Annotated in this window: 15 protein-coding genes; all 15 read right to left on the bottom strand. The window is 34.6% G+C overall.

Annotated features, from left to right (window positions below; all coding sequences use genetic code 11):
• Positions 1-58 precede the first annotated feature (58 nt).
• Positions 59-562 carry a hypothetical protein gene (locus G601_RS0104795; protein WP_026664650.1) on the bottom strand — a complete coding sequence of 168 codons (504 nt, stop codon included), beginning with the start codon at positions 560-562 and terminating at the stop codon, positions 59-61.
• 762 nt (positions 563-1,324) lie between these two features.
• The gene (locus tag G601_RS0104785) at positions 1,325-1,834 is read right to left on the bottom strand and encodes a PglD-related sugar-binding protein (RefSeq protein WP_026664648.1); all 510 of its coding nucleotides are present in this window, start codon (positions 1,832-1,834) and stop codon (positions 1,325-1,327) included.
• Positions 1,835-2,107: 273 nt separating this feature from the next.
• A complete protein-coding gene (locus G601_RS0104780) occupies positions 2,108-3,238 on the bottom strand; it encodes a DegT/DnrJ/EryC1/StrS family aminotransferase (RefSeq protein WP_026664647.1) in 1,131 nt (376 codons plus the stop codon).
• Between the two features lie 112 nt (positions 3,239-3,350).
• Positions 3,351-3,596 (bottom strand): hypothetical protein, encoded by a 246-nt coding sequence (locus tag G601_RS0104775; protein WP_026664646.1) that lies wholly within the window; start codon positions 3,594-3,596, stop codon positions 3,351-3,353.
• Between the two features lie 1,057 nt (positions 3,597-4,653).
• Entirely contained in the window at positions 4,654-5,136 is a 483-nt protein-coding gene (locus tag G601_RS21970; RefSeq protein ID WP_051205601.1) for a GNAT family N-acetyltransferase, read from the bottom strand.
• On the bottom strand, positions 5,133-5,585 hold the full coding sequence (locus tag G601_RS21965) for a sugar 3,4-ketoisomerase (protein WP_155834462.1): 453 nt from the start codon (positions 5,583-5,585) through the stop codon (positions 5,133-5,135). Before G601_RS21965 ends, G601_RS21970 begins: the two co-directional genes overlap by 4 nt.
• A complete protein-coding gene (locus tag G601_RS21960) occupies positions 5,582-7,027 on the bottom strand; it encodes a lipopolysaccharide biosynthesis protein (RefSeq protein WP_051205597.1) in 1,446 nt (481 codons plus the stop codon). The genes G601_RS21965 and G601_RS21960 overlap by 4 nt, the downstream gene beginning before the upstream one ends.
• A gap of 1 nt (position 7,028) precedes the next feature.
• Positions 7,029-8,033, bottom strand: a complete 1,005-nt coding sequence (locus tag G601_RS24690) for a glycosyltransferase (RefSeq protein ID WP_026664645.1) — start codon at positions 8,031-8,033, stop codon at positions 7,029-7,031.
• 35 nt (positions 8,034-8,068) lie between these two features.
• On the bottom strand, positions 8,069-9,043 hold the full coding sequence (locus tag G601_RS0104740; protein WP_026664644.1) for an SDR family oxidoreductase: 975 nt from the start codon (positions 9,041-9,043) through the stop codon (positions 8,069-8,071).
• Between the two features lie 3 nt (positions 9,044-9,046).
• Positions 9,047-10,357 (bottom strand): nucleotide sugar dehydrogenase, encoded by a 1,311-nt coding sequence (locus G601_RS0104735; RefSeq protein WP_026664643.1) that lies wholly within the window; start codon positions 10,355-10,357, stop codon positions 9,047-9,049.
• Positions 10,344-11,648: a hypothetical protein gene (locus G601_RS0104730; protein WP_026664642.1), complete on the bottom strand. Its 1,305-nt coding sequence runs from the start codon at positions 11,646-11,648 to the stop codon at positions 10,344-10,346. The genes G601_RS0104735 and G601_RS0104730 overlap by 14 nt, the downstream gene beginning before the upstream one ends.
• 6 nt (positions 11,649-11,654) lie before the next feature.
• Positions 11,655-13,541, bottom strand: a complete 1,887-nt coding sequence (asnB, locus tag G601_RS0104725; protein ID WP_026664641.1) for an asparagine synthase (glutamine-hydrolyzing) — start codon at positions 13,539-13,541, stop codon at positions 11,655-11,657.
• 147 nt (positions 13,542-13,688) lie between these two features.
• Positions 13,689-14,768, bottom strand: coding sequence for a glycosyltransferase (locus G601_RS0104720; RefSeq protein WP_026664640.1), 1,080 nt, complete (start codon positions 14,766-14,768; stop codon positions 13,689-13,691).
• A gap of 20 nt (positions 14,769-14,788) precedes the next feature.
• Positions 14,789-15,775, bottom strand: coding sequence for a Coenzyme F420 hydrogenase/dehydrogenase, beta subunit C-terminal domain (locus tag G601_RS0104715; RefSeq protein ID WP_026664639.1), 987 nt, complete (start codon positions 15,773-15,775; stop codon positions 14,789-14,791).
• Between the two features lie 35 nt (positions 15,776-15,810).
• Entirely contained in the window at positions 15,811-16,941 is a 1,131-nt protein-coding gene (locus G601_RS0104710) for a polysaccharide pyruvyl transferase family protein (RefSeq protein WP_026664638.1), read from the bottom strand.
• Positions 16,942-16,946 lie beyond the last annotated feature (5 nt).

Below are 16,946 nucleotides of genomic sequence, written 5' to 3'. Positions count from 1 at the left end.
TTGAAAAAACTTCCTTATAAGCTTCTTGTGTAATCTGATAGTTTAGCTTCTGTACTGTCTACTCATCATTCACATCAATACAAAAATTATCATTTTTGCTGTATCTAGCCCTCCTATAGATCTTACACAATTTAATTGCAACTCTTGGTCTCAATTGAAAATAGAATTCCTGCCTGTCGCTTATCTCCATTCCTATCAAATTCACAGCTGTACAAACACACGTAATAAATGGATTATCTGTCTTATTCTCTAGCCTTTCATGCCATGTGTGAAAATATGTACTTATATTTGTTGCTATTTGTTCAGCATGGAATATCATTAGAGAGTCCACAAAACAACTTGTGTTTACGTCAGCTATCCTAGTGTTCTTCAGTTTTAACTCTTCAAACATCTTTGCCTGATTTTCATGTATAGCTAGAGATCTCTGCTGTTGCATAAAAAAGAATCTTAAAAACTCAAATTTAGGATCTTCGCCATCTCTATCATCCAACGCATCAAAAACAATGGTAGTTATGTCTTCATCTGATATTATTTTCTCCCCGCAATATAACGAACTTATCATCTGTTAGTAAGCTATATTCATAACTGATTACAATTTCGTATCGGTAAAGAGTGATAAATCACCATTTATAATTTCTCAATAAACTGGTGATGATTATCTATTCTTTCATATGTTCCAATCAAGCCTTCTACAAAATCACGCTCCGTATTAGCAACATCTATAAGGTCCGTATTAATCTCAACTTTAATACGACTATCCTTTTGGATATGAGAAATAAACTATGATACTAAAGCTATGTCTTTTAATGTAAACCCAGACATATCATAGTAAAACTTTCCAAATCCCACCTCATCTAATCTTGAATATTCATATTCTAGCTGTTTCCGCATCGGATTCTTTTTGAATGTGTGAATCCGTCGGAATCTATCATTATCAACCGTCCATCTTTCCAGATAACCACGCCAAGCATAATGTTGTTTTTTCTTGAATTTGACATTTATGTTCCTTTTCTGCAAATACTTCTGATCCATGATAAGTACAACCTAACTTCCTCTCTTTAACTATGCCAGGCAATCCCAATCCTAAGCTCGCCATTTCCATCACCTCAGTTTTCACAGTTATGATTCCTATTGGACATGAACCAATGTACTTAAATCTTACAGTCCCATAATAATTCTAAACTACGTTTACACACCTATCATCTCCCAAAGCCTGAACTCTATAATAAATTTAGATGTGCCAGGCTCCGTATTCATTCTGTGACTCGTGATGCCAAGTGTAGGTGCTATCTTTAAAAGAATAGGTTGCGGTTATGGACATTATTTACATCATCTGCCCTCTCTCAATCACAGTTCCAGATTCAATCTTTGAGCATCTTTTAATCCTATTCATTGCTTTAACCACCGCTCCAGGTGCGATATGAACTCCATCTTCTAAAACGGTTTCATGATCTATTATCGCACCAAGATTGATGATACATCCAATGCCTATAATCACATCAGTATTAACAATTGTCCCGGGTAGTATTGCTGAGCCAACACCCACTTTAGCTCTCGGACTTACATATGCTGATGGATGAATAATTGTTGTAATTTGGGCTCCAGCGTTTGCAAGTATTTCTATCCACTCTAGTCTTTTCTTATTATCACCTATCGCCAGATAAAACTCAGTATCTTGGTTAATGTAGTTGCTGAAATCTGCAATAATTCCGATGATAGTATTACCTTCAGCCTTATCGTCAAGAAAAGCTATTTTTTGATATTTTCCTATTTGCTCTGCCACATCAGCTATTGTACGTCCATAGCCACCGGCCCCTAATATAATGAGTGTCATAATTGTCCCTAATTCTACATCAAAATATCAATTCTTCATTTCAGATTACTTCCCTAAAAATCCTTATTTCATTGGTCATATTATTATTCACGTTTTAACACACACCCCCTATTGTAGCCCATCCTAAAGCCAGATATATTAATTCTCCCTCCGTGCTGTGCTTTATATCTGAATCGCCATTATTTTCTGTCACATGATAATCTCGATTATAGTTGGAAGTTCTGTTTGTAAGATTTCATACTTATTCTATTTTTCACGGGTTAAATGAATAGGTCAATAATTATTAACAGCCTTGATAACAACCTCAACATCTTCCATATCCATACCAGAATAAATTGGAAGGCTTACCTCATGCTTTGCAATATAATCTGCATTAGGATATAGCGTCTCACCGTTCTCAACTCCCGCAAATGTGTTCTGATAGCACTCTGCAGCATATGGTGGAATAGGATAATGTACCTGTGTCTTTACACCAGCTTTCTCCATATGACTCTGGAACTTCTTCTGATCATCCACAATTACAGGGAACAGGTGATAAACATGTGTCGCATGAGGGTCTTTATATGGTAGTTTAACTTTTGGATTTCTAATCAATGTCAAATATTTCTCGGCAATCTTTATCCTAATCTGGTTAGTATCATCTAAATGTTTTAGTCCGACATATAAGCACGCCGCTTGCACTTCATCAAGGCGACTGTTGCGGCCTATAGATTCATTATGGTATTTAACACGTGATCCGTAATTGCGAAGCATACGAAGCTTATCTGCAATCTCATCGTCATTGGTAACCACAGCCCCAGCATCTCCAAGAGCACCTAATGGCTTTGTTGGATAGAAAGAGAAAGCTGCAAGAGTGCCGCCTGTTCCGGCCATAATCTCATTCCATTTACTTCCATGGCACTGTGCACAGTCTTCAAGAATAGGCAAATTATGTCTAACTGCAATAGCGCGAATTGCATCCATATTGCAGCTTTGACCATATAGATGAACGGGCAGAATTGCCTTCGTATGTTCTGTAATTGCATTTTCTATTAGTTTTGGATTTATCAACAGTGTATCAGCGTCACAATCCACATAAACCGGCTTTGCCCCATTTTCTGTGATGCCGAGAACTGATGCAATATATGTACCTGCTGGAACTATGACCTCATCGTATTCAGAGCCTCCCATGTCGGAATTCATAGAACCAATCCCTAAGGCTCTTACAGCTAATATCAGAGCGTCTGTTCCACTATTCATTCCTATACAATGCTTTACTCCCAAATACTTAGCAAAAGCCTTCTCAAATCCTTCTAATTCTGGTCCTAGGATGTACCATCCGGAACGTAACGCTCTAAGGCTTGCCTCCTCATATTCATCCTTAAATAGATTATAATTTTTTAATAATGATGTGTACTCTATCATGCTAACTCCTTTTCTCTCCTAATTGTTTCACAATCTCTTATTTGAAATGTACTTTAAATCTAAAACCTATTTTTTTTAGCTATCCCCTTCAAAGGTTTATTAACCATATACTCTAGAGCCATTGTGCTTTCATATTAACAATGAGTCCTACTATTTTGCCCTTATTATCTGTTACTCCAAGAATTATAAGCCTCTTAATAACAGGCCACACAAAAAACTGTGACATCCGTAAAGAATACGCTATGGAAGATGAATCCACTTTTATTTTTGAAGTAAGCCATCTCTCATCAAAATTATCTGTGATGACACAAACATTTGTCCATCCCAAAATAGAAGCATAGATTATTGAATAACTCATATAATCCTTTACCAAGTTCGTTTTTATTATAAACCATGCTAACCGTTGCTACCAACGCTACAAGCAAGAGCAATAATAATAAAGTCGAAAGATTTGATGTCTTGTTAATTATCGAAATGTAATACAAAGCTACGTAAATTCAAAATAATCGATGGTAGCGCAATCCAACAATGTATATTAACAGTTATAATGGCTCTCCCCATATAATATCCCCCATCCTCATAGAGACTGGAGCACCTTGACAATTCACATATGATAAAGATTGCATTACATCGAAGATTGCTTTCTGATATTGACGGTGGAGCTTATCCAGAGTTTCTTTACATTCAAGATTCCATAGAAATATTTCTTAATCTCTTCATTACTGATCAGAGATATTAGACATTTCATGATAAGATATTTCATGTATTAGTAAACATGAACGCCATTATCCTTAGTGTCTCAACAATGGAATAGATAAGAGCACTTGCATCTTCACCATCAATAGAGTCGTAAAGCTGCCAGTTCATGCGTCCTGTAACAAAAGCCTTATAGCTTCTCTCGGTGGCTTATGCGAATATTCGCATAAGCTGTCGAACAGGCTATAAGGCCATTTACCATTGCCAAAAAGAATTTTTTGCTTATTGAATCTGATAACGGAGCTAACGCTAGTGCCATGTTTTTCAACTTTTCTAAAACAGCCAATGCTAATAATCTAAATACATATGATTATTTTGGACTCTTTCTGTCTGAGATTCCAAAGTGTCAAGATGACAAGAATCTCAACTTCATAAATTATCTCCTTCATGGTCAAAGCACGTTCAGAAGAACTTCCCCAGTAGGTATAAAAATCTTAATTAACTTATCAAGGTTCAGATCTATGAAATCGTCAATAAAATAGCGGTTCCTTTTTTATTTAGTACTCATGAATGCGGACTTACCTCTCAAACATAAACATCGGTCTTCGGCTTTTATTATTAAGCTCATCCCATATCTTTTTGTCTTCATTAACATATTTTCTTACCACAATCATATCAAAATCTTCCCTTCACTTCACTGGTAAGCCACATTGCAATCACTATCTATAGGTAATATACCAAACGAAGTTTTGAATCTCCTCTCTACTGTACCCCTCAATATTTAGAACATTAGGATTTACCCTCTTATATCCTTGTTTATCATAGAACCTTAAAGCTCGTTTATTATCTATATCCACACACCAATAAACACTTTTAAGAGAATAATCTTTAAAACCTATCTCAAGCATTTCTTTCATCCCGTACTGGGAATATCCTTTTCCCATTGCACATTCTCTTATGGCTATACCAAATTCCGCATCATTAGAAGAGATTTTTTTTAAGCTGACCGTTCCCATATATTGGTCAAAATCATCTGCTATTGCCCTATGAATATTATTTGAATCATTGCATTCAATAAATGATATACAATCATTTATTGTCTTTGATTTGAAATCTTTATGCATATGCTCTGTGACATTATCGTCATGCATCCATTCCAACATCAATGGAGCATCCTTCCGCTCAAGTCTTCTTAGTCTCATAATTCCTTACATTCTCCCTGTTTGCTTTTTAACATCTCATATGCGTATTCTGTATATGTCCTATAATCTCTAATATAGTCATCTTCTGAGTAATGTTCAGAAGCAAGTACCAAAAGTACAGAACCTGGAGAAAAGTCGAACATCTCTCTCCACAATCCTGGGCCAATGTATAATCCCTTGGATGGATCATCTAATACGAACATCTCTTTCTTGTATGGATCTGAAACATTAACTTTAACGCTACCATTAAGGCATAGTAGAACCTGCTCCAGATTCTTATGAGCATGAAAACCACGTATAGTATTTTCAGGAACCCTCGTTATATAATATATTCTTTTCACCTCAAATGGAACATCCTCTAAAGCCTCAATCGGAGTTAAGTGCCCCATAGGGCGTTCGTCATTTCTTTTGTCCACAATATCCCTAAACTGCATAAGTCTGGTGTTCATGATTCCTTCCTCCTATAGCTAAGTAGATTCTTAAACATACCTAGTACCTTGCATATGTCATCTTTGTATAAAGCGCATAAAAATACTGATGTAATTATAGAAAAAACAAAACTCATCAAAACATGTTCATTAATAATAATGCTCCAGATGGCAAAGAAAAGAATTGTTAAAAAAACGCATATCATAAATCGTTTTGAAATAATGATTTTCTCCATTTTTAGGAGCACTGCAATGCACACACAGTCTGCCACGGTATATCCAAGTAATGTCGCTAACGAAGCTCCGATAATTCCTATTTTAGGTATAAGAATTAAATTTACTATTACATTAAATAGAGCACCACTAAAAAGTATTGTTGCACTAAGCCAAGACTTTTTCATGATGATAAACTGATTCCCTGCCACCTGAAATAACATCTGAAGAAGCGGTGCCAAAAAAAGATATGGTGCAACTTTATATCCAGGTAAATACTCCGTTGGAAATACAATCTCAAATACAAAATAGCTTATCCCGCAGATTATCAGCGAACAAATAAATGAAATAATACCTAAATACTCAAATATTCGCGATGTATTTTCAACTTGTTTCTCATCCTTCATAGTTGAATATGAGAAGTACAACCAACCTCCGGTGAATGCTGTGTAAATCAGATTACTGATTTGCCCCAACTTGGCTCCTATCGCATAAATACCTACATCTCCTGCTCCCAAGAAATGCTGTATCATCAGTCTATCTGCGGAATTGTATATCCAATAAATCAAAAAACTCGGCATTAATGGAGCTGCAATCTTAAGGAGTGGAATCACCTGCTTAAAATCTATATACTTTATAGAAAACCATTTATGATTCCTGATTATGTATACAGTCTCAATGATGAGCGCCGCTACTAAATGAGCAATCGGTAACGCGGTCGTATAATAACCTATTAGTAGTAGTGGAACTGCCATAGCGTATGAAATAATAGACGAGAATGTATTAGTAAAAATAAAAACCTTGCTTTCATTCTGAATTTTTGTCGGTGCAGCAACTATATTATTAGTAGATGCCACAAGAACAGAAAACGCCGATAATATCACCAAATATGAGTATGCTTTGTCCTTAAAAACAATATTTGATATCTGTGAATTAAAGAATAATATCGATGCAAAAACCACAATAGTTGTTATCATTGTACAAAACAATGATGTGGAACAAATCTGTTTCTGAAAAGTTACATCCTCTTTATCAAAGAAAAGACGAAACATAGCGTCATACATGCCGAACACTGCTATTGCTTGACAAACTGATATTATTGTTGTCGTCAGATCATTTAACCCAAAATAACTTGTATTAGGCATGAGTCGAGTAACAACAGGAAGCATTATCAATGGTACGATTCTGCTTATCACACTACCAAAACCATAAATCACTATATTATTAACAAAAGTCTTAAACCTGTTCATATTAGATAATTGTACCCTCTAAAAATGCCTGACTCTTTTGATTCAGTTCATTTAGATGCTTCTCACATGTCTCCTTATCTTCAATTATTCCATGCCTAAATATTTCTTTCAGTTTTCTATTGAAAATATTCTGCCTAAGCATTATATATAGATATGATGGCATCAATCGAACAAAACTCCTCTTCCCATCTATTACCATTCGTCTAATCGATATTGCATATTTATATAGAATTTTTTTTTCATTTCTATCATAATAATTGAGAAGTTTTGTTAAATCGTCTCTAGCAATTTCCCTTATTGTAGAATTCTGCGTATGAGATACAGATAAAGGATTAACCCGGTACATTACGTAGGATTTGTCCATGTAATTCATTCTTATCTTTTTCTTCCTAAAAAACTCATACACCATGGGCTGATCTTCGATAAGTTTTAGATTTGCAATCCTCTTCTTAACATCATCATTAATCATAGCTTTCTTATATATGGCTGGCGCCGCTTCGGCTATGCATCCTTCAATTGAAAGTAGTCTATGAAATATTGGAGCAGCTGTTCCCTTTGATATAGCTGTTTTATAGTCTTTATAATCATCATCGATAAAATACTCTCCATTGTCACTAACAGAAAATGCAGGACAAATACCGCTAACAAAATCATATTTATTTAACTGTCGCAAGGCATTTTTTAAATCCCTAAAACCATACACATCATCACCAGCTAAAACATAGAAATATTCATCGTTTAAGTATTCCAATGCACGTAAAAAATTAGAGCATGTACCTCGATTAATTCCATCTCCTAGAACAATAAAGTTTGAAAATAATGATTCGTTCTGCTCTTTCCATCTATTAACAATCTCTAATGTATTATCCTTAGAGCCATCATCAGAAACAATAATCGTCACTTTATCATTTGAGAAAAAATTCTCAACTTGATACTTTATGCTTTCAAGATGCATTGCTATAAAACTTGCATGATTATATGTAAATGATAAAAATGTAAAATTCATTATTATTACCTATAGGCACATCACATTTCGGTTGCTTATAAATTTTCCCTATACCAGTCAATTGCAGCTTTTATGCCTCGCTCAAATGTCCAATCTGGATCATATCCCAACAATTCTTTAGCCTTACTGATATCGGCATTACTATGTTTAATATCACCAGCACGGTCAGGACCATAGATAGGTTCTATATCCACGCCAAGAGCATCTACTAAGCCTTTGTAGATGTCATTAAGATACTCACGTCCACCATAAGCAATATTAAAAGCTTCGCCTGCCGCTGACGAAGGTGCTAAACACGCCTTCAAATTTGCCTCAATAACATTTTCAATATAGGTAAAATCACGGCTCTGCTGCCCATCACCATTGATAGTTGGTCTCTCTCCATGGATAAGTTGTTTGATGAACTTTGGAATTACAGCAGCATATGCTCCATTTGGATCTTGTCGTCTTCCGAAAACATTAAAATATCTTAATCCGTAAGTATCTAAATCATAATGCCTTGTGTATTGCTTAGCCCATTCCTCATCGGCACGCTTAGAAACTGCATAAGGGCTCAAGAGATTACCTTCACGCCCTTCCTTCTTTGGAAGCACAGGCTCATCACCATATACGGAGGAACTTGACGCATAAACAAACTTCTTTACACCTTTCTGTCTAGCCGCTTCTAGCATGTTCAAAGTACCCATGATATTATTCATACAATAGAAAAGTGGCATTTCAATACTTCTTGGCACACTTCCCCATGCAGCCTGATTGAGAACATAATCGATGCCCTCACAAGCTTCCATGCAGATTTCCAAATTCTTGATATCCCCTTCGATAAACTCATAGTTGGGATTATCAATAAACAAATCTACATTCTCCTGCTTACCTGTTGATAAGTCATCAAGGCAGCGTACCCTGTATCCTAGATTGAGAATGGCCTCACAAAGGTTTGACCCTATAAACCCCGCTCCTCCTGTGACAAGGAACACACTGTCTTCTGGAAATTTCACATTTTGATATCCCATTTTTTATAATCTCCAATAACTATATCCAGCTTCTTCATATTCTTTACGATTCAGAAGCCCCTTAATATCAAGCAAAACCTTCTTTCCTTCTCCAAAGAACTTATCCATATCTGATATTGAGAAGTTACTAAACTCTGTGTGTGCAACTGCAAGAATAACAGCATCCATATTTTTAATTTTGTTCATATCCACAAAATCAACTCCATAGAGCATCTTTGCTTCTGCCGAATCCGCTTGTGGATCTGCTATTACAGGTTCAATACCATACTCCTTAAGCTCTTTAACAATATCAATGATCTTTGTATTTCTTGTATCCGGGCAGTTCTCTTTAAAAGTGAATCCAAGAATTGCAACCTTAGCATTCCTTACTGCCTTATCAGCAGCAATAAGGTTCTTAACACAATTCTCAGCACAGTACTTACCCATATCATCATTGATACGACGTCCTGAAAGAATTATCTGACTATGATAACCAAGCATCTCAGCCTTATATGTTAAGTAGTAAGGGTCAACACCAATGCAGTGGCCACCAACAAGACCAGGACGGAAGGGGAGGAAATTCCACTTGGTTCCAGCGGCTTCAAGAACTGACTTCGTATCAATACCCATTTTGTTAAATATAATTGACAACTCATTCATGAACGCTATGTTGATGTCACGCTGCGAATTCTCGATAACCTTAGCTGCCTCAGCAACTTTAATACTTTCTGCTCTGTGTACACCTGCATCTACTACAAGCTCATATACTTTAGCAATTGTGTCAAGAGTCTCTTCGTCCATACCGGAAACAATCTTTGTGATTGACTCCAAGCGATGGACCTTATCACCAGGATTAATTCGCTCCGGACTATAACCAATCTTGAAATCAACTCCGCATTTAAGACCGGATTCCTTCTCAAGTATTGGTACGCATACATCCTCCGTTACCCCAGGATATACTGTAGACTCGAACACAACCACAGAGCCTTTAGTAAGGTTTCTACCAAGAATTGTGCTTGCACCTTCCACCGGGCTCAGATCTGGAGTGTGATCATCATTAACAGGTGTCGGAACAGCTACAATATGGAACTTTGCTTCTTTTAGCTTAGTTTCATCAGCAGTAAACTCTACTGTCGATTTGCTAATAGCCTCGTCTCCAACCTCATGTGTAGGGTCAATACCATTCTTATAAAGATCTATCTTCTTTGTATTAAGATCAAACCCTATGACCTCTATTCTCTTTGCAAACGCCACTGCTATAGGCATTCCAACATAACCAAGACCTACTAATGAAAGCTTTTCTTCTTTGTTAACCAGTTTTTCATAAAGATTCATTTACACATTTCTCTCCTATCGTGATTGAATTTAGTTCAGTAATACAGTTTTGCTGTTTTATTATCAGCATTCCAATAATTAAATTGACAGCTGGAAGCATATAGTAATATATAAACTGTTCTTTAAGTTCCAATATGAACATGAATAAAAGTAATAACTGATAATACTTTTTTATATTTTGGTTCTCCATTTTTTTCGCTAACCTTGAAAATGTACTATATAAGGTATAGTAGAGAAATGCTGCCATTATAATTCCTAATGCATACATTCTCTGTATATATCCCATATCATTCTGGATATCTGCGCCACTACTTGAAATTCCTCGACCGTGTCCCGATCCAACAATCCACTCAAGCGATAGCTCTGGATGCGACATTGACAAAAAATCACTAACAAAACTTGGCTCAGTTTTCGAAAAAACTGCATCAGCACCAAGATGTGATGATGTTATTCCTATACGTTCCTGAATAGCTTTATTCTCAACTATTCTAGGTGATATTGTTACGGCAATAATTAGTAATACTGATGTAGTCGTCATCAACTTTAGCATCGTTTTAGTACTTATTCTTAATCTTACTTTATGAATTATAAGTATTAGAAATAAAATTATTCCAAAATAGAAACCAGTCCTCCCAACCATCGAAGAAGCTATCAAAATGTACATCATAAATATAAAATTAGAGACTTCTTGTTTACCTCTCAAAATTAAATAGCCAAGGCTGTAAACAGAGAGAAACATTATTACTGAGCCAGCTGCTCCTCGAGCACCTACACCAAAAACTTTCACAGACTGCATCGAATATGTCGCAAGAGTATCTAGTTCAAGAGTAGAATCCAAGAACTGTCGTAATCCTGATGATTGTGAAATGATATATACAAAAGTTGCCTGTATAACACCTACTAACGAAAGCACTTCACAAAAATGCTCGGCATCATCGAAAATTGACCAAATAAAAAAAGGTGCAACGATTGAATATGCCATATAGAATCCAAGGTTTTTTGCATCAACATATCCTTCGGCAAATCTGCCGTTTATAATCGCCAAAATTATACTATATATCCATATTACCAAAATGCTTATAAAATACTTTTTATATATGAGTATTGTGCTCCGGTTCAGATTCTTAAAAAAAGCAACTTTCCCATTTCTATTATTAATTACAAATAATAGAATCAATATCACCATTTCGATTTTTCTTGAAGATAGAACAGCTGGAACGCCTTTTAGTCTCACTTCATAGAAGTAAAAAAACAAGCACAATGTCAAAAAAATTTTTTTTAATATCCCCATACTATATCATTTTCCAATATAAGTTATATACCAATTTTGAAACACATAATAGTTCCACAACATATTTACTGCATTTTTCCGAATAGATTCTTGTACTTTTGAATTATCATCATAGACAATTCTCATTATCTGTTGTATACCTTCAAAATTAAATAAGCCTTGCGAATGAATGAATGATGCATCGGAGGTCAGTCTAATCATCTCCTTAACTCTGTTTGTTCTAAGAATTTTCATCAAAGGAACAGAAAATCCTTTTTTGGGCCTGTCTAATAATTCTTTGGGAATGTAATCATATAAAATATCCTTTAGGATATATTTCTTTATACCATCTTTGTACATATAGTCCAATGGTATTCGAAATGAAGTAGATACAACATTATAATCTAATAATGGACACCTTGATTCCAAAGAATACTTCATTGAAGCGCGATCCACTTTATGTAAAATATCACCAGGTAAATAATATTTCATATCTACCATCATTCTTCTATTCTGTATTGGTATTTCTTTTGCTAACCAACTTTCATCATACCTTACATCATCCAAAATACTATTCAATACACTGTCCGCAGTCCTCTTCTGAGCAACAGAAATCCATTGACACCTATCTTCTTCAGAAGCATTTACTACTGATAGAATCCTGGTAGGAATAATACTTTGTATAAATAAGTTCTTTGAAAATGGTTTTAGATATTTTCCCAATCTTCTATATTTTTGTATTTTCAATATGTTATCATAGCCTTCATAGCCACAAAATAGTTCATCGCCTCCATCTCCTGTTAAAACAACTGTTATGTCTTTTTTTGCAAGGCTACTCACAAGCATAGATGGCAATTGAGAGCTATCAGCAAATGGTTCATCATAATAAGTTGAAAGCTGTTCCGTCATTTCTATCAAATCATCTTCATTAACTATAACAGAATGATGATTTGTTCCTATATATCTGCTTATTTCCTCGGCATATTGAGATTCATCAAACTTCTTGTCTGCAAATCCTATCGAATAAGTGTTAATTTTATTTGATGATATGGACTGTGCTATAGCAGAAACAAGAGATGAATCTATCCCACCACTCAAGAAAGTACCAAGAGGGACATCTGAAATCATTCTATTTCTGACTGAATTAACGAGAGTGTCCTTAAGACTCTGCTTAGCAATTTCGTAATCATCAAATAGATTGTTTCTACCATTAACAAAAGAATCATATAGATTCCAATAACAATTGTTCTTTAAATGAAAGTCTGTTAAGTCCACCTCCAGTGTATGACCTGGTTCTAATTTATATACACCGCTAAATATTGACCGTGGCTCTGTAATATACCCATAGTACATAAACTCATATAATGCTTCCTTTGAGACCTCTTTATTAAACTCAGGATGCTGCATAATGGGTTGTAATGTCGATCCAAAAATAAAACATGGTTTTGATAGGTCGCTATAGTAATAAAATGGTTTTTTCCCCATTCTGTCTCTAGCAATAAACAATTTATGTTTTGTTTTGTCATATATTGCAAAAGCAAACATCCCATTAAACATCTTTACGCATTCGCTACCATATAACTCATACGCCCCAAGAATAACCTCAGTATCGCAATTGCTATTGAACGTCATTCCTTCTGCAATAAGTTCTTCTCTGATTTTCTTAAAGTTATATATCTCTCCATTAAAAATAATAGTCGTTTTTCCAGATTGTGAATACATTGGTTGGTGCCCCAACGATGTTAAATCTAATATGGATAACCTTCTTTGTGCAAGTCCTACGTAAACACTCGAATCTACTATCTGGGCAATCCCATGATCGTTTGGTCCTCTGTGAATCATGGTGTCATTCATTCTATTTAAAATCTCGTCTGAGCACTTGTTTTTGGATATATAACCACATATACCGCACATATATAATTGTTCCTCACTTCTCCATTATAGATAATCCAAAACTCATTGTGGTAACTCCACTTGTTTTTCCGTTACACTTGGTATCCGGTTTTAATATTTTTCCGAAAATGAACTCACTATTCCGAATCTCCACACACCATACCATAGTTAAATCCTTGCTGATAATTCTATGTAAAAATCACGTATTTGATTATGTATAACTTCATCAGAAAGCATATCTTTTATTTTTAAAGCATTTCTACCGATCTTACCTCGTAATTCATCATCATCTATTAATCTATCAATAGCATCTTGTAAATCATTAACATCTCGTTTGTTAACAATAAGACCATTTACTTCATTTTGGACGATTTCATTTGTCTCTCCTACCATACACATTGTAGTTATGCATGGAATGCCAACTCCCATTGCTTCAATTAATGAGTTTGGCATTCCTTCTCCACTAGATACCAACACATAAACACTTGCAATAGACAACGCTTCTTCTATTTTGTCTATATTCCCTTCAAATAGTATTTTTGATTCAATACCAAGCTCTTTGCTAAGGTTAACCAAATTCTCCATTTCCGGCCCATCGCCGTATATTCTCAACTCGCACTCTTCTTTATGTCGTAACATAGCAAATGCTCTTATTATAATGTCAATATTCTTTTCTCTAGCCAAACGCGACATAGATACAATTATGAATTTATTACTTGCACCATTGATTTTTCTTGTGATATTTCTATCTATGTATGGATTCCGAATTATTCTGCATTTATCATTTTTTCCATTAAAGAAATGATTAGCTGCTCCATTGGTCTGAAATAGCATATAGTCACACTTACTATAAACCCACTTACATAACAAATGTATTTTTTTAGGAGTTTTTTCCGGATTTCCTCGTTCTGTTCCAACAAAGATTCGATATCTGGGGACAGCCAAGTATGTAAATATAGTGTTTCCACTCGCAAAAGGAATTAGAACATCGGGTTTTATTTCTAATACTGCTTTCCTAATAACCCTTATATCATTAAGTATTCTTAATACTCTATTTGATACTTCTGCTTCGTTAACCATGCATATTTTTACAGCATCCTTTACGCCATTAACATTATTCTTCTTTTTTCCAAAAGATATTATATATACTTCATCAAATATTTCGCACGCAATATTTGCATAATAAATCATCATTTTGCATGCGCCACCTCTGCTAATATCCCGAATCACAAAAGCTATCTTCGCCATTTAATCACCTTAGCTTGAACTTATTGTTTATTATTTTTAGAAATAGAATGTATTATTCTGTATAAATGTCTAATTAGATGTCTTATCTTTCCAATACTCCCTCCATCGGCGTATTTTTTCAACACATAATCTAGTCCATTCTTATAGTCTTCCCAGAATGAATTGTATAATGGAGGGAACCCCAAATTCCCCCTCAAGTTCTCTTGCGTTGTCTCAATAACAACATCATCAACTTCAGCTAAACAAATTCCCGGATTTATATCAGAAATCAATTCTATTCCTTTTTCAGTTGAAGTTATTACTAAAGAGACGCCTTTACTGTCGTTTAAATCTGGTCTATAGCGTTCAATTCCCCAAAAGTCACTAATAGTTATATCTCCATTCCTTTTATCTGATTTAAAAGGGCAAGAAAAACATGATTTTCGTATAATCAATTTTTGCAGATATAACCGATTGTAGCTAGCAGTTATATTTGAATCAGTTATCGTTTTTCCATTACTAAAAATCGCCTCTGTTCTATAAGGATTCCGTCTATCCCCTTTGCTTCTAAATTTAAAATCCACAAGACGAGCCTTGTAATTTTTTTCTAAATAGTCCACATATTGATGCCATACATTTTCTTCTGGAACTCCATTACATACTAAATCAACAAGATACAAGTTTTCCTTGCAAAGATTCTTATTCTCTATGCTTTTTTTTAGTGCATATACATGGCATGGTAATCCAACAAATAATATACGCTTTCCATCTTGTAATTGTTTTTCAATATCAGCAAATACTCCATCAATCTTTACGTTAACATACTTAGATCCACAAAACCTTTCACATTCCTCATAATTCTCTGCATAGCTATATTTCAATGTCATTTCAGAGTCGAATAATACTCCATATACCATTGAATTTTTAGCATTTCTTTTGAAAAAAGCTTCAGCAATAGCAGGAAATGCTCCTCCACTAGAACTATTGTTTCTCACCTTATCATTGTTTCTTAACGCATATACTTTCATATTTCCACTCTATACTAATAATCAATTTTCTTTAGTTACATAACATAATTTTTTTCAGTTTTGCCTGAAATAGCATTTTGAAGATACAATTCAGATGATATTCTTTCTTTTTGAAAAAAATCATTTATATATTCAATATCATATGGTGTGTCTAATCTCATCCTATCAAAGTCGCTTGAATTACAAATATATCGATTATTTGTATTTGTAGATCTTAATATAGAAATAATTCTATCTGCTTGTTCCGGTCTAATTTTATATTGACGTTCTAATACATAGAATTTTTTCCCAAATAGCAAAGAAAATGCTGTCGCATGAAAACTGTCAGTCAAAACAAATTCCGCTTCTTTGATTGCTCCAATGAATTCAAAAGGACTTAAGCTTTGCTTAACACAATTGTCAATTTGAACTCCAGTATCTGCATAAACAAACGATACTTTACCATGATAAGCGGCAGAAATTCTATCAATAGCCTCGTTAATCAAGTCGGATTTATCTAAAAAATAGCAAAATACATATTTCCCTTGTATTACATTACATGCTCTTTTATCCCAAAAATCTCTTCCTACTAACAGCACCGGGTCAAGTACCACTTTAGCTTCCTTACCACATACATCCTCAACAATATTTACTCCTGTTGTTTCTCTAACAGAAATATTATCTATTTCTGAAAGATACTTTTTCAGTCTTTTCCGATTATACTGTGGTATATGATCACTACCAAAACTAGCTGCATAAGACATTCTTTTATTTCTTCCTATAAAGCGCATAAAAAAAACGTAATGGAGATTTGGGATTTGAATATTCCACACCTGATCACTGCCAGCAACATACATTTCAACATCATCTAATCTTTTATATTTTTGAGAATAATAGTCAAATCTCGTTGAGTAGAATTCTTGGTATTTCTCCCTTGTCTCCATCATAATGTTATCTTCAATCGATAAGCTCCTATATCTAAAAAAAGACGGAACTTTTACTAATCCGAAAAATCTACTAATTGCGGTTTTTACTCTTAATAATCTAAATACTGGAACATTCATGTTCAAAAAATCAAACACACACACATCATGTCCCTTACTCTCAATGTACTTTGTTAGTGCGTACATTTGAAGAACAGATCCATAATTATTATTATTATAAAAAGTAATAACTGCTACTTTCATACTTC

Origin of the sequence: Butyrivibrio sp. FC2001 (genome assembly GCF_000424125.1) — a bacterium.
Taxonomy (GTDB): domain Bacteria; phylum Bacillota; class Clostridia; order Lachnospirales; family Lachnospiraceae; genus Butyrivibrio.
This window is presented reverse-complemented; position numbering and strand designations above follow the sequence as displayed.